The organism is Actinoallomurus spadix (assembly GCF_024055725.1).
Lineage (GTDB): Bacteria > Actinomycetota > Actinomycetes > Streptosporangiales > Streptosporangiaceae > Actinoallomurus > Actinoallomurus spadix.
This window is the reverse complement of the sequence record NZ_JAMXMX010000002.1, coordinates 195,352-212,890: the sequence shown is the minus strand read 5'-3', so window position 1 is coordinate 212,890 and position 17,539 is coordinate 195,352. Positions and strand designations below refer to the sequence as shown.

Annotated in this window: 14 protein-coding genes; 7 read left to right on the top strand and 7 right to left on the bottom strand. The window is 69.7% G+C overall.

What is annotated here, in order from left to right:
* Positions 1 to 27 precede the first annotated feature (27 nt).
* Complete coding sequence (locus tag NE235_RS03060; protein ID WP_252799133.1) at positions 28 to 279, bottom strand: hypothetical protein; 252 nt, start codon at positions 277 to 279, stop codon at positions 28 to 30.
* Between the two features lie 193 nt (positions 280 to 472).
* Between NE235_RS03060 and NE235_RS03055 the strand changes: the two genes are divergently transcribed.
* Both NE235_RS03055 and NE235_RS03050 read left to right on the top strand, forming a co-directional pair.
* Positions 473 to 832: a hypothetical protein gene (locus NE235_RS03055; RefSeq protein ID WP_252799125.1), complete on the top strand. Its 360-nt coding sequence runs from the start codon at positions 473 to 475 to the stop codon at positions 830 to 832.
* A gap of 43 nt (positions 833 to 875) precedes the next feature.
* Complete coding sequence (locus NE235_RS03050) at positions 876 to 1,247, top strand: YbaB/EbfC family nucleoid-associated protein (protein WP_252799123.1); 372 nt, start codon at positions 876 to 878, stop codon at positions 1,245 to 1,247.
* Positions 1,248 to 1,280: 33 nt separating this feature from the next.
* Here NE235_RS03050 and NE235_RS03045 read toward each other — a convergent pair whose 3' ends face one another.
* Positions 1,281 to 2,207, bottom strand: coding sequence for a hypothetical protein (locus tag NE235_RS03045; RefSeq protein ID WP_252799122.1), 927 nt, complete (start codon positions 2,205 to 2,207; stop codon positions 1,281 to 1,283).
* A gap of 516 nt (positions 2,208 to 2,723) precedes the next feature.
* Here NE235_RS03045 and NE235_RS03040 point away from each other — a divergent pair.
* Positions 2,724 to 3,137 (top strand): hypothetical protein, encoded by a 414-nt coding sequence (locus NE235_RS03040; RefSeq protein WP_252799118.1) that lies wholly within the window; start codon positions 2,724 to 2,726, stop codon positions 3,135 to 3,137.
* Positions 3,138 to 3,188: 51 nt separating this feature from the next.
* On the opposite strand, the gene NE235_RS03035 is transcribed toward NE235_RS03040, so the two are convergent.
* From NE235_RS03035 to NE235_RS03025, 3 genes are all read right to left on the bottom strand, one after another.
* On the bottom strand, positions 3,189 to 4,208 hold the full coding sequence (locus tag NE235_RS03035) for a WXG100-like domain-containing protein (RefSeq protein ID WP_252799117.1): 1,020 nt from the start codon (positions 4,206 to 4,208) through the stop codon (positions 3,189 to 3,191).
* A gap of 217 nt (positions 4,209 to 4,425) precedes the next feature.
* Positions 4,426 to 4,851 (bottom strand): YbaB/EbfC family nucleoid-associated protein, encoded by a 426-nt coding sequence (locus NE235_RS03030; protein WP_252799116.1) that lies wholly within the window; start codon positions 4,849 to 4,851, stop codon positions 4,426 to 4,428.
* A gap of 61 nt (positions 4,852 to 4,912) precedes the next feature.
* Positions 4,913 to 6,238 carry a S8 family serine peptidase gene (locus NE235_RS03025; RefSeq protein ID WP_252799115.1) on the bottom strand — a complete coding sequence of 442 codons (1,326 nt, stop codon included), beginning with the start codon at positions 6,236 to 6,238 and terminating at the stop codon, positions 4,913 to 4,915.
* A 148-nt stretch (positions 6,239 to 6,386) separates the two neighbouring features.
* Between NE235_RS03025 and NE235_RS03020 the strand changes: the two genes are divergently transcribed.
* From NE235_RS03020 to NE235_RS03010, 3 genes are read left to right on the top strand one after another with little or no spacing between them, the layout of a single operon-like run.
* Positions 6,387 to 6,986: a hypothetical protein gene (locus NE235_RS03020; protein WP_252799114.1), complete on the top strand. Its 600-nt coding sequence runs from the start codon at positions 6,387 to 6,389 to the stop codon at positions 6,984 to 6,986.
* Entirely contained in the window at positions 6,983 to 7,579 is a 597-nt protein-coding gene (locus NE235_RS03015) for a hypothetical protein (RefSeq protein ID WP_252799113.1), read from the top strand. The genes NE235_RS03020 and NE235_RS03015 overlap by 4 nt, the downstream gene beginning before the upstream one ends.
* Positions 7,579 to 8,403, top strand: coding sequence for a hypothetical protein (locus NE235_RS03010; RefSeq protein WP_252799112.1), 825 nt, complete (start codon positions 7,579 to 7,581; stop codon positions 8,401 to 8,403). Before NE235_RS03015 ends, NE235_RS03010 begins: the two co-directional genes overlap by 1 nt.
* On the opposite strand, the gene NE235_RS03005 is transcribed toward NE235_RS03010, so the two are convergent.
* Together NE235_RS03005 and NE235_RS03000 are read right to left on the bottom strand one after the other, a co-directional pair.
* Positions 8,297 to 9,565 carry a hypothetical protein gene (locus NE235_RS03005; RefSeq protein ID WP_252799111.1) on the bottom strand — a complete coding sequence of 423 codons (1,269 nt, stop codon included), beginning with the start codon at positions 9,563 to 9,565 and terminating at the stop codon, positions 8,297 to 8,299. The genes NE235_RS03010 and NE235_RS03005 overlap by 107 nt on opposite strands.
* Positions 9,566 to 9,625: 60 nt before the next feature.
* Positions 9,626 to 10,081 (bottom strand): YbaB/EbfC family nucleoid-associated protein, encoded by a 456-nt coding sequence (locus NE235_RS03000; protein WP_252799110.1) that lies wholly within the window; start codon positions 10,079 to 10,081, stop codon positions 9,626 to 9,628.
* A gap of 379 nt (positions 10,082 to 10,460) precedes the next feature.
* Between NE235_RS03000 and NE235_RS02995 the strand changes: the two genes are divergently transcribed.
* Positions 10,461 to 17,522 carry a WXG100-like domain-containing protein gene (locus tag NE235_RS02995; protein WP_252799516.1) on the top strand — a complete coding sequence of 2,354 codons (7,062 nt, stop codon included), beginning with the start codon at positions 10,461 to 10,463 and terminating at the stop codon, positions 17,520 to 17,522.
* The last annotated feature ends 17 nt before the right edge of the window (positions 17,523 to 17,539 follow it).

Genomic DNA, 17,539 nt, shown 5'->3' with positions numbered 1-17,539 from the left:
GACCGTAACGACGACGCTGAAAGGAGATCACGTGACCGATCCCGGCACGCCGTCTCCCCCGGCCGCCACCGCGTCAGCCACCCCCACGGGCACCCCGTCGGCGACACCCTCCCCGACCGCGAGTCCGTCTCCCACCACCTCCCCGTCGGGGAGTCCCTCGCCCGCGGGAGGCCCCACCGGCAGCCCCTCGCCCACGGGGAGCCCCTCGGGGAGTCCCTCGCCCGCGGGAGGCCCCACGGGGAGCCCCTCGGGGAGTCCCTCGCCCACGGGAGGCCCCACGGGGAGCCCCTCTCCGACCGGGAGTCCCTCTCCGACGGGCGATCCGTCTCCCACGGTCTCCCCGTCGCCGACCACGTCCGCCCCGCCGTCGAGCGTTCCGAGCCTCCCATCCGGGACGCCCTACACGCCGCCGACACACAAGCCCTCACCCCGCCCGGCGCCTTCTCATCCGGGCCGCGGCGACGACGATGTGGTGGAGAGGCATTACACGGGCCTGGCGAAGGCCGAGAAGGGCTTCGGCGACGAGGCCATCGACCTCTCCCGCGACATCAAGAAGCTGATGGACACCATCGACGGTCTCAACTTCGTGGGCAACGACGACACCGCGAAGAAGTTCAAAGAGGGATACCAGAAGGCTCATGACAACCTGCGCACGTACGTCAATGAGCTGATCACCGCATACGGGAAGATCTCCACACGCGTCGGCAGGATGAGCGACAACACCACTCTCGCCGAATGGATGGCCGACATCTCGGCGGGACTGCCGAAGGTTCCGGACGGCCCCACGGACAAGCTCTCCGAGGACGGAAAGCAACTGACCGTCGAGCCGTGAACCGGTCCCCACGTCTTTCGCTGCTGCAGATCTGGAGACTTCTGTGACCACCTCCCCCGACCCCGGCACGAACCTGCCGCCCGCGATGGCCGCGGAGATGAACCGGCTGCTCGGAGAGTTTCAGTCGGAGATCGAGCCCCTCATGGAGGTGCGGCGCGAACTCTCCTCCGTCCGTGGGACGGGAGAGGCCGCGGACGGGCTGGTGACCATCGAGGCGCTGCCGACCGGTGCGCTCTCCAGCGTGAAGATCGACCCCCGGGCGCTCCGCCTCGGTGCCGACGCGCTGGGAGAGGCGATCCTCCAGGCCGCACAGCGGGCGGCTGAGGAGGCCAACGCTCAGCTCAACGAGCGGATGAACGAGGCGATGTCCCCGTATGTCGGGGACATCGAGCGCCTCCTCGGCGACACCACCTGAGCAGGGCGTTCGATCCGCTGCTCCTGACTTCGGCTACGGTGCCGGCGGCACCGGAACGTTGTTGCCCCAGAGCTTCGGGCCTCCGCCCGAGGCGGGCTCCTGCGCGAAAGGCATGATGAGCTTCCTCAGCTGGACCAGCGGGTCGAGCGACGGGTCGAAGAAGTGCAGCGGGTTCTCCTTGAGCTTGTCGGGGTTGGAAAGGGACCCCGCGGTGTCGGAGAACAGGTTGGAGCCGGCCCAGTACCACGCGACCCGCTTCCAGATCTTGTCGTAGGCACGGTCGCCCATACCGAAGTTGGCGGGATCGATGTGGTAGAAGACGAGCGCGCCGATCAGGTTGAACGTGGCGTCCTTTCCGATGTCATAGGGCGTGCCCAGATCATCTCCCGCGATCCCGCGGACGCTCGCCTTGATCGCCTGGTCGAGGACCATGTACCACGAACTCTCGATGAAGTACTTCAGGAGCCTGATCATGTAGCCGCCGGCCGCGGCCCTGAGCCGCTTGTTCAGGAAATACGCCCCGACCCTGACTTCAGGCCAGAGAGCGAACATCGCGTCTTCCAGAAGTTGAATGGCGAGCATGACCCGCAAGGCGTGCTGAATGCGTTCTAGCAGATCTGCATAGTCATCGCACACCTTGGCCACATTCCGAGCATAGGCCGCGACATCAATGGGATATGGCGCCATGTCCTCCGAGAAAAAGGTCTCGAAGGCACTGATTCCCTTGCCTTTGTTGTGCTTCCCGAGCACGGCGGCCACGTGAGCCATGTCCCGACCGCTCTTATCGACTCGATCGGCGATGTCGCGGAAGTAGCCGGCCGCCTCACGGGCCCCCGCAGGGTCACCCTCCGGCCAATCAAGATGGAAGGCGCTCAGGTCGACGAACAGCAGACCGGCACCGCCCGCACGGAACATGGCCTTCCGGTCGAGCGTCAGCGCCCTCAGCGCGGCAAGGTTCACCCGGTCCCCCCGTTACCCATCCAAGATCGAACCCCAGTATAACCCACTATTCGGGTAGGAAATTCGCCGTGCGCGGCAAGGTGGCGCACCGCACATGGGCATCCGTTCTCTACGCATTATCATCTTATTAACCGAAATATCGGACGACCGTAATTGTTTCGAGCGTGTGAACTGTCCGCAGGAGGTCGCATGGCGCCCACCGATCCGCCGGCACCTACGGCCGCACCGTCGCTCAGTGAGTCACCCTCACCGACGGTGAGCCCTTCGCCCACCACCCCCTCACCATCGACGATCGTTTCTCCCTCACCTACCGGGTCCCCGACCGGATCCCCCTCTCCGACCGTCCTCCCGACCCCCACCGGCCTGCCCACGCCGAGTGGATCCCCCACCGCGTCACCGTCCCCCACCTGGTCTCCACCGGTTCCGGTGCCGAGTCCCACGACGTCTGCGACCTCGCCGTACTTTCCCTCCACGCGGCCGTCGCCGCGCCCGCCCTCGCCTCGCGGCGCGTCGGGCATGAGCCGTGCCGACCTGCTCACGTGCGCGAAGGCCTTCCGCGACGAGTCGACCGGCCTCATCGGCGACGTGGGGAGACAACTCGAGAAGCTCGCCTCCCTCGGCGCCTTCATGGGCGATGACGACGCCGGCAAGGACTTCAAAAAGGGCTACGAGAGCTCCATGATCAAGACCGTCAACGCGCTGAACGCGCTCGCCAACGTCTTCAGCACTCTCGCCCATGAGGGTGGCGGCCTGCTCGTCCCTCCCGTCGAGGAGCCGGGGGCGCCACCGAAGCCGCCGGGCCGGGACATGCTCGGCATCGCCGAGCGCATCGAGGGAATGGTCAAGAACAACAAGGCCGCGGACTGGGGCTCCAGCCTCCTGCCGACGGGCGTCTCGACCCCGGAGAAGGGATCGGACCCACCGCGTTGACCGAGGCGTCGGGCCGGTGCCGCCGAGGCGTCATCGGCCCGCCCCCGGGAGTCATCCGGCCGGTGCAGGGCGGCGGCTCGCCGGATAGACGCCGATCCGTGTTCCGTGGATCAGGGTCTTCTGGAACATCATCTGCCAGAGCTTGTCCGGGTCCGTGAAGTTGCTCCAGTCGCCGGTCTGGGCGTCGTTCGTGGCGCTGTAGGCGAGGGATCCGCTCATGCGGCCCGCGAAACCGGCGAGCGCCGGCTTCCACTTGGGCGCGTTCCTCCAGTACTCGGATCCTCGGTCGAAGTACCGGCCGGCCTTGGAACGGCCCAGCCCCTCCATGGTGAGGTCGAAGGCCACGTTGGCGACGAACTCCCGCTTGACCTGATCGATGTTCGTCTTCCAGTCGAGCACGTCGTAACCGGCGACCTCGTTCATGGTCTTGCGGTCGACGTAACCCGTCGTGTCGGCGAGCTCGTAGATTCCAATCTGGACCGCCTGCTGCGCGACCGCCCATTGGATCGAGTCGAGCACCACGAAGTACGCCATGCGTTCGAGGAGCCGATGGGTGAACGCCAGCACGAACGCTTCCCAGAGTTTGGCCTGGCCCCTCGCCTGGAGCACCAGACGCCAGATCATGGCTCTTTCGGCCGCCATACCGGCGAAGCCCGCCATGTAGCCGTACGAAACGCAGAAGATGATGTTGGCCACCATCTGAATCTCGAGCACTTTGAGCGCGCGTTCATGCTGCTCGAGTTGGTGTCCGAACTCGTCACACGAGTCGGCGAGATGATTGATTCCCTCGTGCAGGCTCGAGAGAAGGTGTGTCAGCCTCTTGGTGTGGAAGTCGTCGAACTCATCGATGGCGAGGCCCATATTGTGGGCGTCTTTCACCACAGCGCCATGAAGGGTGTTCGCCGTGCGCTGGGCCGACGCGACCCGATCGGCGATGTTCCGCAGGTAGGCGGCCGCCTGACGGCAGTCCTCGGGGTCGCCTTCGGGCATCTTGACGGTGGCGAGCTGAAAAAGGACCTCGCCCGTTCCGGCAAGGCCCAGGAGGCCGCTCAGGAAACCCGGTCCGGTCACTCTAGGAGCCATCAGAAACCCGCCGCATGATTGACCGTGGCCGACGCGGACCGATACATGTCATCCCCCCGACAGCAGGCAGCCCAGAGTGAAGATCTTATCCAGGCATCCCCATTGACGCCGGACCGGAAATCAGGAATTAACGCCACCGAAACAGGACGCGGTGCGGCACCGCCGATGAGCGGGCCCCATCAGCGAGGCGCCGCGCGCGTGATCATTAGAGGCCCATCTTCTTGCGGGTCTCCTTCAGCGCGGCCAGCACTTCGTCGACGTCCGCTCCGCCGAACGCGGAGTCCAGGGCGGCGTCACCTCCCGGGCGGGAGTCACGCATCAACTCGGCGATCAGGGGGCGCATCTCCTCCTCGGAGCGCTCGCTGATGTCCTCGGCGGCCTCGCGCGCGGCTTCGAGGATCTCCTCCGCGAGCTGTTCCGAGCCCATCCGCATCGCCCGTGGATTGATCGTCAGCCCTACGAGGGCCCCGTTGTGACCGACCTCGACCCTGATGTTGCCGTCCGCGGCCTCCCCGACGCCGCGCAGCTCGGCCATCGTGCGCTGCATCTCCAGCAGCTTCTCGTTCTGCTCCGTGATGCTGGCGATCAGGCTCTCGATCGACTCATGGGGGCTGCCGGAGGGCGACGTCATCCATACTCCCGAACGAGGTTCATCCGTCGTTCCCACTATGGACCATGATCGCCGTTTGTCGCTAGGCGTCCGATTTGGTGGACGCCTCCGCCCGGCTGCCCGGCTGCCAGTTCCGCCGCCGGCCCATCGGGATGAGCACCCCGCCCGCGACGACCACGGCGGCCCCCGCCAGGGCCACTCCCGCGATCGTCAGCGCGACGGACCTGGTCCGCCGGTCGGGAGGCCGGCGATAGGCGACCTGGACCGGGCGAGCGGGCACGGCGGGCGCCGGCGAGACGGAGTGGTGCTGCTCACCGGGGAGCAGTGCCGACACGGCCAGCATCGGGTTGATCATGCCGGCACCCGAACCGGTGCCGACAGAACCGTCGGCGGTGGCCTCAATACGCTGTTTGACCTGCTGATGGTCGAGGTCCGGATGGTAGGCGCGGACGAGGGCGACAGTGCCGGAGACGAACGCGGAGGCGAAACTCGTGCCCTCCTCGGCGGGCGCGTACCCGCCCGGCCAGGTCGTGGCCAGATTCTTGCCCGGCGCGGCGACGCTGACCCTCGTCGTGACGTTCGACGAATCGGCGACCGTGCCGTCCTCGTTCAGCGAACCGACACTGATGACGCCCGGATACTCCGCCGGATAAGCGGCGCCGGCCGCCGCTCCGCCGTTGCCCTGTACATTGCCGGCGGCCGCCACGATGACCGCGTCGCGCGCCTGGGCGTACTTGACCGCCGCGCGCAGGGCCGGGCTGTCCGGGGCCTGGACGGAGACGTTGATGACCTTCGCCTTGAGATCCGCGGCCTCCCGGATCGCCTTCGCCAGGTGAGGATCGGTACCCGTCGTGGTCATCTGGTTGGTGAACTTCACCGAGATGAGGTTCGCCTCGGGTGCGACACCCACGAAGGGCATGTTGCGGTCCCGCATGTCTCGGGCGCCGATGATGCCGGCGACGGCCGTCCCGTGGCCGAGGCAGTCGCGCTTGATGGTGTTGGAGACGTCGACGAGGGCGACGCGGCCGGAGAGCTGCCGCTGTGTCGCGTCGACACCGCTGTCGACCACCGCGACGGTGACGCCTTTCCCGCGCGTCAGCTTCCACGCCCGCGTGAAGTCGAGCCGCTTCTGTGCCCAGGGCTCGGCGTTGAGAGAAGGAACGCCGAGATCCGGGTTGCAGGTCACCGACGGTCGCGGAGCGGGCGTCGGTGACGTGCGCGTGGCCTTCGGCGTGGGAGTGACGGTGACCGATTTGGTGACCGACTTGGTGACCGTCGGCCGGGGAGAACTCTTCGACGTGGGACCGGCGGTCGGCTTGCCGAGGGCCAGTGCGGTCTGCACGCTGGTGAGCGAGGCGATGGTCAGGGCCCCGGCGACGGCGAACGCGGCCGGTTTCACTCTGCTCATATGAACCCCATCCACGTGTTCAGCGCGAAAACCTACCTGAACCGCAGTGCGGCCGCGACCGTCCCAGAAGAGTCCCGGAACCACGCGTAGACGTCAGGAAGCTCGCCGGTCACCAACGATGAAAGCGCCCGAACGTTACGATCTGCCCATGTCAGCCTCACCGCCACCGGGTGATCGATCAGGTCCGAGGCTCCGCGTCACCGCGGTGACGCTGGGAGCGGTCGGACTGTTGATCGCGGTGACCGCTGCGTTCGGCGGGCTGCGGGGCCGGTCGCACGCGCCCGCCAAGGGCGGCGCGGGCAGGAGCTTCGACCAGGGGCTGTTCACGGTCGAGGTCATCGACGCGCGCACCGGGCACGAGAAGACCGGTCTGGCAGGCGGGCGTACCAAGGTCCTCGCCGTGCGGATGCGCGTCACGCTGAAGGACGACAGGTCCCACGCGGTCTCGGAGTTCCTCGAGGGCGTGATGGCCGAACCGAAGCCCGGGTCGTACGTCGCGGCGGACAACGAGCTCACCACCGGCCTGATCGGCGGGCAGAAGACGTCCGAGCTCCACCCCCGGCTGCCCGCCGAGGTACGCGCCGTGTGGAAGATCCCGGAGACCGCGACGCCGAGCACGGTCACCGTCGCCCTGCGGCAGTGGGAGCACAAGCAGGGCTTCATCAACGCGGAGTACTACTGGTACGCCGGCAAGGGCTCCCGGTACTCCGCGAAGATCGGGACCTCCGTGCGCGCGGAGGGGTCATGACGCTCCTGAGACGGGTCGGCGCCGGCGTGGTCGCCGCCGCGCTGCTGGGCGTCTCCATGTGGCTCACCTACGTAACGCCGCACCTCGACGTCCGGCTGCTCGACCCGATCCCGAACCATGGCCACGCCGGGAAGGTCGTGTCCAACCGGGTGTTCAGCGTCCGGGTCGACCGGGTCGACGTCGCCCGTTCCATCGTGACGCGCACCGACGCCCTCGACCCGCGGAAGAACCGCCGGATCACGACCTCCGGGATCTTCGTCATCGTGTATCTCGGCGTCCGGAGCAACCAGAAGCCGGTCGGCCTCGGACGCGTACGCCTGACGACGCGTGCCGGGCTGCACTACGCCGAGAGCGGTCGCGACGGCCTCGTGACGAAGAACTCCGGCATCTTCGAACCGATGCTCTGGGGCAACGCCTCCTACGTCTTCGAGATCCCGAGGGACCAGCTGAAGGGCGCCCACCTGATCGTCGGCCAGTCGGATCCGCTGAACCAGCTCTCCGCCGAGGCCGACGTCGACCTCGGGATCGGCGCCGCGCCGGCCGGCCGGCTACTCGCCCATCCCCCGGACGACTACAAGCTCAGGGACGCCTGATGCCGGACCACCGATACCCGCCGGACGGCCGGCCGCCCGGCGCCCCGGACCCCCACGACCGGCCGTTCCCGTACGGGCCGCCGTCCGGAGGCAGCAACCCGTACGACCCGCCGACCGGCGCCACGAACCCGTACGGGCCGCCGTCCGAGGGCACCGGCTCGTACGGGCCGCCCGTTTCCCCGGATGGACCGCCGGTCCCGGGGACGGTGCCGTACCGGCCGTACGGACCCGGTGAGGGGGCACCGGGCCCGTACGGGCCGGGTGCGGCGCCCGACCCGCTGGAGGAGACACACCGCGACCGGCCCCGGCGCGGACGAAGGCGACGGCTCGGCCCGCGTGCCCGGCGGACGGCCGAGACCGTCGCGCTGGCGATCCTGCTGCCGGCCCTCGTCATCACGCAGTGGGTGGACGACAGCGGGCAGAACGCGACGCGCGAACGGATCAGGACCGTGCCGCGCGGAGCGACGGTGACCATCGGGCACGTGCGGTGGCGCATGCTGGGCCGCGTCCCTTCCACCGGCCGGCCCTCCGCCTCCGGCGCCGTCTCCCTGATGTTGCTGCTGGAGGTCCGGCCGCTGGACGCGCAAGGGGTGAAGCAGGCGCAGCCGTACGGCCTCACGTTCCGCGTCCGCGACGGCGAGGGTCGCGAGTGGAGCGCCGGAGCGGACGCTTCGGGAGCGGCCGAGCCCGCCGTGGGCCGGACCGCCCAGGTCAAGGTCACCGCGGTGGTTCCGCAGCAGGTGGCCACGGCGGTCGTACTGGAGCTGCGGGCGACCCCGGCGCCGCGGCCCGGGCCGGGTGACTGGGTGCGGTTCGCGCATTGACCCGCGCCACGACGAGTTCGAAGGCCGCGGCCAGGAGGCAGACCCGCACCATCTCCTGAGCCAGGCCGACGCCGAGGTCGATCGGGGTCAGGCGGACGTTCCACCAGGGCACCGGGTGCGGGCCGAGCAGCCGGTACACACCGCGCTTCGCCAGGTCCCCGAGCGGGTCGAGGGCGGTGTACAGCACGCAGAAGACGGCGAACGACAGGCCGCCGGCGCGGAACACCAGCCGGAACCCGTAGATGGCCGGGAGCCACTTCTCGCGGAGTTCGCGGGTCAGCACCTCCCGGGGCGTGTGCGGCTGGTAGATGCCGCTCGCGCGGGCCATCCCGCGCATCACCCGATGCGCGCCGAGGATCTTTTCCTCGTCCTCGGCGTCGACGCCGAGGATCAGCCCGGCGATGACCAGCCAGATCAGGCTCGCGAGGACGCCGTCCTTGAAGTACGGCCAGAGCGCGAAGACGTCGCCGAGCACCGAGCCGAGCCAGCCCCACGCCTGCCGGTCGGTGATCCAGCCGACGGCACCGCCGCGGAGTTGTTCGACGGTGAAGAGCCCGAACAGGGTCCAGTTGACCTCGCAGAAGGCGATCAGGAGGCCGCCGACGCTCGGCAGGCGCGGGAACAGGAAGCGCTCGGAGAGGTCCTTCAGGATGAAGAAGAGGACCGTCGCCGCGATGGCGATGTAGAGGTGGTCCTGCAGGAGCAGCAGCATCTTCATGCCGTCGAGCTGGCTGCCCAGGCCGTTCTGCGCGTATCCCCGGCCCGCCGCGGACTGCGCGAACGCCTGGGCGTCCTTGCCGAACCATCCCCACGCCAGGTAGAAGATCATGAAGGGGAAGACCGCGCGTCCCACGGCGCGCGCGATCCCCTCGTCCTCGTCCGCCGCCCAGGAGGCGAGGGACTCGTCGAGGTCCCGCTTCTTGATCGTGGGCAGGCCGTCCTTGACGCAGTGCACCATCGCGACCGTCGTCGCGACGGTCACGACCACGACGAGACCCAGCACGATGATCGGCACGACCGCGTTGTGGACGAACCGGTACCCGACGTAGAAGAGGGCGTACCGCAGCGTCTGCCCCACGGTGTACCACAGCGCCAGCGGCACGGCGAAGCGCCCGATCAGCCTGATCATTCGCCACGGCAGCGTCAGCGGGGAGTACGACACGAGGCCCGATGCTAGTGCCGTATAAAGCGACCTTGTCGACTCGAAGCCACAGACCGGACGTCAGATGTCGTGTCTGCGCCGCATCTCCCGGAGTTGCGCCATGGCCTGCTTCAGCTGCGGATCGTCGGCGCCGGCTCCCGATTCCAAATCCACGCTGGACCCTATCGACTGCAGCATCTCGCCGACGTCGACCTGGCTACCGGTCGCCGAACCCACGATCTCGTTGAGCCGGTCGCCGACCTCCTCGACCGCCTTCCCCACGGCCTCGAGGATCGCCTCGGCAAGGGCCTCCGACCCGAGACGCATCGCCCGCGGATCGATAGTGAGCGCGGTCAGGACCCCACCGGCCGACACCTCGACCTCGACCTGCCCGTCGGCGGCCGTCGCGCTCCCCGTCACCGAGGAGATCTCCGCGCGCGCCCGGTCCAAGCGCTCGATCTGCTCGCCGATCCGCGCGAGGCCGAGATCGTAGCTCTCGTTGCCCGTGGGATCGAAGGAGTCCGCACCCGACGCCATGTGTCCTCCGAAGGGAATCTCATTGAAGGGCCGGCGGATTCACCCTAACGCCACGTATCGCGCTGGAGAGATGGAGGAACCGTGCGCCTCCCGGTCGCGTCAGATCCTTCGTCTACGCGGCGTGAACCGTTGTGTCAGTGCGGACGACAGAAGGGCGGTCGACAGCATGTCCGAAAAGCCCACATATCGGGCATCGGTGTTAGGGTCTCCCGAAAGCGTGACATTGCACGTTGAAGGGGAGAGGGGTCCCTACCCGGAGCCGCGCAGGGCCAGAGCCGCCTGCGGTCCACCGAGCAACGGGTGTCGGCCACAGGAGTGATAGATGGGCTCGCCGGGCTATGTCGCACATCCGGAGAGTTGGAAACGATCGGGGCGAGGGGTGGCCGCCGCCGCCACGCGGCTGGCGACCGGGGTCGACGACCTCTGCGAGGAGCTGAGCGCCGCAGGCGCGTGCTGGGGCAGCGACGACATCGGACGCGCGTTCTTCAACGGCGACGAGTCGACGGCCGGTTTCGGTGCGGCGCGTGACGTGGTTCTGGCCCAGTTGGCCGACATGGTGAACCTGCTGCGCGCCACCGGTGGCCTCCTGGCGGTGTCGGGCCATACCTACCGGCTGGCCGAGGAGGCCGCCACCGTCGGATCCGCGATACCCGCGGGAGCCGACCAGAACGCGCTGGCGCAAAGCGATCCCTACCGGCTGCCCCCGGTCACGAGCACGCTGGTACGGTCCGATCCCCCGCCGGCCGCCTATATCCAGATCCTGAACTTCCTGGAGACCCTCGTCGGCGGCTGCCCGTGGCCGGACGGGGACACGGCCTCGCTCACGGCCATGCGGGACGCCTTCACCGCGATGGCCGGTGTCATCGACGCCGTGGCCGAGGAGGTCGACGGTCACGCCCAGCACGTGACGACGAACAACGCCGGAGAGAACACCGACAAGTTCGCGTCCTTCGCCGCCGCCCTGCAGGGGGGCGGTGAAGAAGGCGGCCTGCGCTGGCTCTCCTCGGCGTGCCGTGGGCTGGCCGGCGCGGTCGATCACCTGATCCGGCAGAAGAACGCCGCGCGGGAACAGTTCATCCTGACGCTGATCTTCCTGGCCGCCACGTGGGCGATCGCCTGGGCGGCGTCGGGCATCACGTTCGGCGGGTCGGTGGCCACCGCGACCGTCACCACCGAGGTCGAGGGCTTCGCGCTCAAGGCGTTCCTGCAGACGATCGCCAAGTCGGTGCTCGCCGGCATGTGGTACGGCGCGGGCATGGACGCGGCCGGTCAGGTGGCCCGGATCGACCAGGGCCTGCAGAAGGGATTCAACACCGGGGAACTGCTCAAGGCCGCGGGCCAGGGCGGACTCGCCGGTGGGGTGATGGGTGCGGCCGGTGGTCTCGTCGCCGTCCGCAGCACCAAGCTCACCACCGCCTTGTCCAACTGGATGGGCTCATCCGGATTCAAGGGCGCCGCCTCGCGGTTCGCCTTCGCCGGCACCACCGGCACCGCCGGCAACGTCGCCGCCCAGCTCGCCTTCGACCACCATGTCAACCTCGGCGAAGCCGCCGCGTTCGGTTTCGGCATGGCCGGCATGAGTGCGGCCGGGGAAGCCGGCAAACACTTCATCGGTCACGGCGCCGGCGCACCCTCTGGATCGGGACCTCGCATCGAAGAGGTGGCGACCGGGGCCGACACCCCTCGCTCGCACGACGACCCGCCTCCGCCCGGCCCGCACGACGACCCGCCTCCGCCCGACGATTCCCTCCGGCGCGGCGACGGCTCCGTTCCCAGCGCCTCCGACCTGCCCGAACGCCCCGGCAACCGTGACGACACCGGTGGTGGCACCGACGGCGGTGGCGGAGGCCGCCATCCGGCCGGTGGTGGTACCCGCGACGTCACCGCCATGGCCTCCGCCCACCCCGAGCGGGCCTCGTCCGACCACGGTACGGCTCCCCACGACGCGACGGACGGCCCGGCGCAGAACCGCATCAACGACATCATCAACGGCGGTGGTCGCCGTCAGGACGCCCCCACCGTTCTGCCGCCCGCCGAGATGCCCGGGGAACGTCCCCCGGGGGTGGGCGACGGCCGTACCGGCGGGGCCGGCACCGAGCCTGGACCACGCTCGGCCGGGAACGGGCCAGGGCCCGCGGAACCGCCGCCCACGGCCTCCGGCACCCGCCCCGAGGCGACCCGGCCGACAGCCCCCGGCACCCGCCCCGAGGCGCCTCAGCCGACGCCTCCCGGCACCCGCCCGGACAACGCCCGGCCTCCGGCGACCGGTAGCGTCCATCAGGAGAGCGCCCCGCCCGGCGCGGCCCCCGACCGTACGGCGACACCACCGGGCGGAGGTAACACCGGCCGTGACCAGGCGCCCGTCTCCCCGTCCGCCGGGGACGGCGGCAACGGTCCCGCCTCCGGGCGGCCCACGGCCGAGTCCCCCCGTGACGGGGGCACCGGCGGCTCCCACCCCTCCGGCGTCCTGGCCTCGCCGCCCGTGGACCACGGCCCCGGCCGGACCGAGCCGCATACCGACGGCCTGCCCCCGGCCGACGTGCCGGGTGACCGCGTCCCGCGGAGCACCGCGGATCATTCGCCGCTGACGCCCGAGTCGCTCGAGAGAAGTCAGCGATCGGGCGTGATCGAGGAAAGGAGACTCCCCGGCGGGAACGTGGCGGAGTCCGTCAGCCTCGTCACGTTCGGCGACGGCCGCGTCATCGTCGAGAAGGCCGTCCGGACGCCGGAGGAGGCGCACGCCGAGTACCTCACCTCGCGGCTCGGGCAGGCGATCGGCGCACCCGTCCCCCGCGCCGTCCTCGACGGCCACACGGTCCGCATGGAGTACGCCGAGGGATCGACCGCTCGCGAAGTCCACCGGGACTACGAGAACCGTCCGGACCTTCCCTACTGGAACAGCCCGGAGGGCCGGCGGCTGGGACTGCTCGACGTTCTCGCGGGGAACGGCGACCGCAGCGGGAACAACTGGATGATCGGGCCCGGCGGCGAGATAGCGGGCGTGGATCACGCGCAGGCCTTCGACCGCCTCGGCGTGAATCCGCTGGAGAATCCCTTCGTCAAGGACCTCGTCGAGCCGCACGGCCTGGGCAGCTACCGGATCATCGACAACCCGCTCAGCCATTCCGACGTCGCGCACATACGCCGGTCGGTCGAGGGTCTGCGGCCGGAGTTCGAACGGCTCGGACGCCAGGACTGGTACGACGACGTCATGCGCCGGGTCCGGGAGCTCGACGAGCACGCCCAGGGCACCCGTCCGCTCTACGGCGGCGCACCTCACGCGCCGGCCCACCAGGGCGCGGAACGGCCTCAGCACCCACCGCAGCCGGACCCCGCGCCGCAGCACCATGGCGGCTCGCCCGCGCCCCACCACGCCGGCGAGCCGCAGCCGGCCCCGCTCGGCGGAGACCGTACGCGCCCGCTGGCCGAGAGCGTCACAACGGGCGTTCGCCACGAGGAGCCGCTGATCCCCGGCAGACCGGGCTACGTGGACCGGGTGACGTTCAACGACGGGACCACCGCGATCCGCAAGCAGTTCCGGTATCCGCGCGAGGCGGACGCCGAGGCCCTCGCCTCGCGCGTCGGTGAGGCTTTGGGTGTCCGCGTACCGCGCGTGCACCAGGACGGGCCGACCGTCTACATGGATGAGGTCGGCGGCCGGAACTCCTACCAGGTCGTGGGCAACGAAGGCCTGACGGAGTGGGCGAACAGCCCTGAGGGCCGGAGACTCGGTCTCTTCGACGTCCTGATTCAGAACCCGGACCGCACCGGCAGCAACTGGCATGTCGACGCGAACGACCACATCTACGCCATCGACCACAGCGACTCGTTCGCCGGGGTGCTGCCGAGCCCACGCCTCAACCGCTTCTCCGCGCACTACCTGAACGAGGACCGTCCGGTGCGCCCGGAGTTCGCCGAAGAGAATCCTCTCTCCGCGCGCGACATCGAGGACGTACGGCAACGGCTGCAGACCGTCCAGCCCGAGTTCGAACGCCGGGGCCGCGACGACTGGTACGACGCCATGATGGGCCGGCTCGACGAGCTCGGCCGGCACGCCACCGGCACCGAGCCCTATCTCGAGGCGGGCTCCGAGCCGCGGGCACCCCTGCCGCGGCGCGCCACCGAGCCGCCGTCCGCCGAGACCCGGCCGGCACCCGCGACTCCGAGCGCATCCTCCGAGGTGCCGCGTGAGAGCGGGCAGCCGTCCCGCATCGAGCGGCTCCTCCGGGGCGAGGACGTCCCTCCCGTGGAGACCCCGCCGCGCTCCGGCCCGTACGGCGCCGGCCACGACGAGCACGTGGCCGGTGGGCCCGAGCCCGCCGGTCACGAGCGACCGGCGGGCCAGGGCGAGCGCCGGTCCGCCGATGACGAGCCGCCGGCCGCCGGCGCCGAGGACGGACCTCGCCCGCCCGACGGGTCCGAGCATCGGCGGTCGACGCCTCCGGAACATCCGGACGACCGGACGGGCACCGGCGAGGAGCCCATCGACGAGTTCGGCGACGACTGGGACGATCTGGACGCCGACATCGACTTCCTTTCGGATCTGCCGCCGCATGAGAAGGACGCCGTCGAGCGGCTCTTGGCCGACGACGGCATCCACCGCCTGAACGAGGCCCTTGCGAGCGATGATCCGCAGGTGCGGGCCGAGGCCCGGGCGTGGGCCGACGACGCGGGGAACGGGCTGCGGGCCCTTCCCCCGGCCTCGCGGGAGACGGTGTACCACTACACGTCGCTTCCGGCCGACCGGCTCGCGGAGCTGGTGCCCGGAGCCGACGTCACGATGCACGGCGTGCTCGACACGACGATGGTCCACACTCCGGCGCACGGGCACCCGGTCGAGTTGATCATCCACTCGCGCAACGGAGCCGACGTCTCGATCCTCACCGGACGGGACCAGGTCGTCTTCAGGCCGGAGACGCGCTTCCGTGTCCTCGCCGAAGAGCACATCGAGCTTCCGATGTACACCGAGCACGAGGACGTCCGGCCGATCCACCGCGTCTTCCTCGCCGAACTGCCGGCCGACGGCACTCCCCTCCCGGGGACCGTACCGGACGCCGCGAGCGTGCCCCGCCCGCTGGACGAGCGGCTGCAAGGAGTCCATGACGAGGCTCGGGAGCCGACGCGGGCAGGTGTCGCCTATTTCGACCCGCGTGACCCGTCCACGCCGGCGATGCTGGATTCGGCGAGGAGTGCGCGGCCCATCGACGGGGTGTTCAGCTTCGACCTGCACGCCAATCCGTCGAACGCGAGAGTCGGCGGCGAGCGCCTGACCGGTGGGGACGTCGCGGCCCTGCTGAGCCATGAACCCGAACTCACCCGGCCGTCCGGCCATCCGGAGGGTGATGGCCCACCGCGGATCCTGCGATCCCTGGGGTGCGACAGCGGGCGCGGCCGGAACCCGATCGCCCAGGAGATCGCCAACGAGACCGGCCGCATCGTCATCGCCCCGGACAACCAGGTCTGGATCGATGCGAACGGTGACGCCCAGGTCAGCGCTCCGAAGGTCGGCCCCGACGGTCGTCCCCGGCCCATGCGGTTCCCGCCCGAGGGCGCATGGCGGATCTTCGTTCCCGAGGGAGCGCATTCGCTCCCGCCCGCCCACGACGCGCCGCTGAGCGGACAGGACGCCGCGGCACACGAGCACGGGCCGACGAAGGACTCGCCCCGCGAGCCGGGTGCGGCCCGCCCGCACGACCCGGCACCGACCACGCACGATCCGCACGATCCGCCGCCGGAGCCGCACGACCTACGGCGCTCCGCACCCGACGACGGCCCGCCCGCGGACCATGGTGCTCACACCGGCCACTCGGAGTCGTACGCCCAACGCCGTCAGACGCTCGCCGACGACGTCGCCTCCGGTATCGATCCCGAGCACACCGTGCTGCTGGGCCGCGCCGACACCTCCCCGAGCCATCGCACGGTGGCCGAACGGGTCGAGCTCGTCACCTTCGAGAACGGCGCGGAGGCCGTCCGCAAGGAGATGAAGGTCGGCAAGGAGGATCAGACGGACCGCGAGGAGCTCGGCGCGCTGGTGGGGCATGCCGTCGAGGCGCCGGTGCCGGTGGTGCACCGCGACAGCGACCTCGTCGTCTACATGGAGTACATCGAGGGAGACACGCTGGTCGCCCTGTATCCCGAGGCATGGGAGCCGGCGGAGCTGGATCACCTCGGATACCAGGACACTCCGGCCGCGCGGCGCCTCGGCCTCCTCGACGTCCTCATCGAGAACAACGACCGGCACAACGGCAATCTGATCATCGGAGACGACGGCGAGCTCCACGGCATCGACCACAACAACGCGTTCGGTGAGAGGATCGTCGACCCCGAGGCGAACTCGTTCACCGGGGACTACGTCTCGCATCTCCGCAGGGTCGGCAGCGAGTGGGAGTACGTGTGGAAGCCCAACAGCCTGACCCATGAGGACGTGGAGCTCCTGCGGAGCCGGCTGGAGGCGCTGCGCCCGGAGTTCGAACGGCGCGGGCGTCAGGACTGGTACGAGCGCATGATGGGCTACTTCGAGCACATCGAGGACAACGCCTCCGGGACCTCCTCACTCCTCGCGTCGGCCCACGACACGGATCCGGTCGTGCACCCATCGCCCGAGGTGCCCGAAGCGCCCGTGGACGGCGCCGATCGGCCCACCCCCGCCGCGGAGACCGCCCGATTCGCCGAATGGGGAGATCGCGCCGAGGCGATCCGGCGGGCGCTGCCGCCGGACGGACTCCCCCATGACGGGAATCTGCGGGACATCATCCTGTCGACCCCCAATGAGAGCGCCGTTCACCCCGACGTCCAGCAATGGATCAAGACGGCTCTCGACTTCGATCACCCGGCGACCGGCCTGCGCTTCACCATCAGCGAGGAGATCGGGGTCCTGGATGGGGAAGCGGTCATCTCTGGTGAGTTCGTCGACTCCGACGGCGCGAATCAGGGCATGGTGATCCTGGAGTTCCACGCCGACGAGGGCGGAGAGCCGTACCTGAACATCGGCCTGGTCGAGCTGGAGGTGCAGGGCCGGGGCATCGCGGTGGACCTGTTGGAGCGGGTCGAGAACTGGGCCATCGGCCAAGGGGTCCACGACCTCAGGCTGTGGGCCAACATCGACGTCGGCGGCTACGCCTGGGCGATGCACGGCTTCGACTTCGACGCCAGATTCCCCTATGAGGAGAGCGGCCTGCCCGAGCTCGTCGAGCTGGTGAACGATCGGATCAACTCGGGTGAGATGTCGCCGGAGGGAGTACGGCAGTGGGAGGCGATGGCCGATCGCGCCGGCCCCGAAGCATGGGGTACACCTGGGCGGGTGACCGCCTACGAGCTCAGCCGCCTGGGCTGGGAGGCCCGGCGACCTGACAGCGACGGCCGTATGACCTGGGACGGCAAGCAGATCCTGCGTGCGGGTGCGTGGCAGGGTGTTCGCTTCATCGAACCGCCCGGCGAATGAGACAGGAGAGGAGGGCG

What these genes read in the sequence shown, in the direction of transcription:
- NE235_RS03020 (WP_252799114.1), top strand. Translation starts at nt 6,387, where the DNA reads ATGTCAGCCTCACCGCCACCGGGTGATCGATCAGGTCCGAGGCTCCGC.
- NE235_RS03025 (WP_252799115.1), bottom strand. Translation starts at nt 6,238, where the DNA reads ATGAGCAGAGTGAAACCGGCCGCGTTCGCCGTCGCCGGGGCCCTGACC.
- NE235_RS03015 (WP_252799113.1), top strand. Translation starts at nt 6,983, where the DNA reads ATGACGCTCCTGAGACGGGTCGGCGCCGGCGTGGTCGCCGCCGCGCTG.
- NE235_RS03040 (WP_252799118.1), top strand. Translation starts at nt 2,724, where the DNA reads ATGAGCCGTGCCGACCTGCTCACGTGCGCGAAGGCCTTCCGCGACGAG.
- NE235_RS03010 (WP_252799112.1), top strand. Translation starts at nt 7,579, where the DNA reads ATGCCGGACCACCGATACCCGCCGGACGGCCGGCCGCCCGGCGCCCCG.
- NE235_RS03000 (WP_252799110.1), bottom strand. Translation starts at nt 10,081, where the DNA reads ATGGCGTCGGGTGCGGACTCCTTCGATCCCACGGGCAACGAGAGCTAC.
- NE235_RS03030 (WP_252799116.1), bottom strand. Translation starts at nt 4,851, where the DNA reads ATGACGTCGCCCTCCGGCAGCCCCCATGAGTCGATCGAGAGCCTGATC.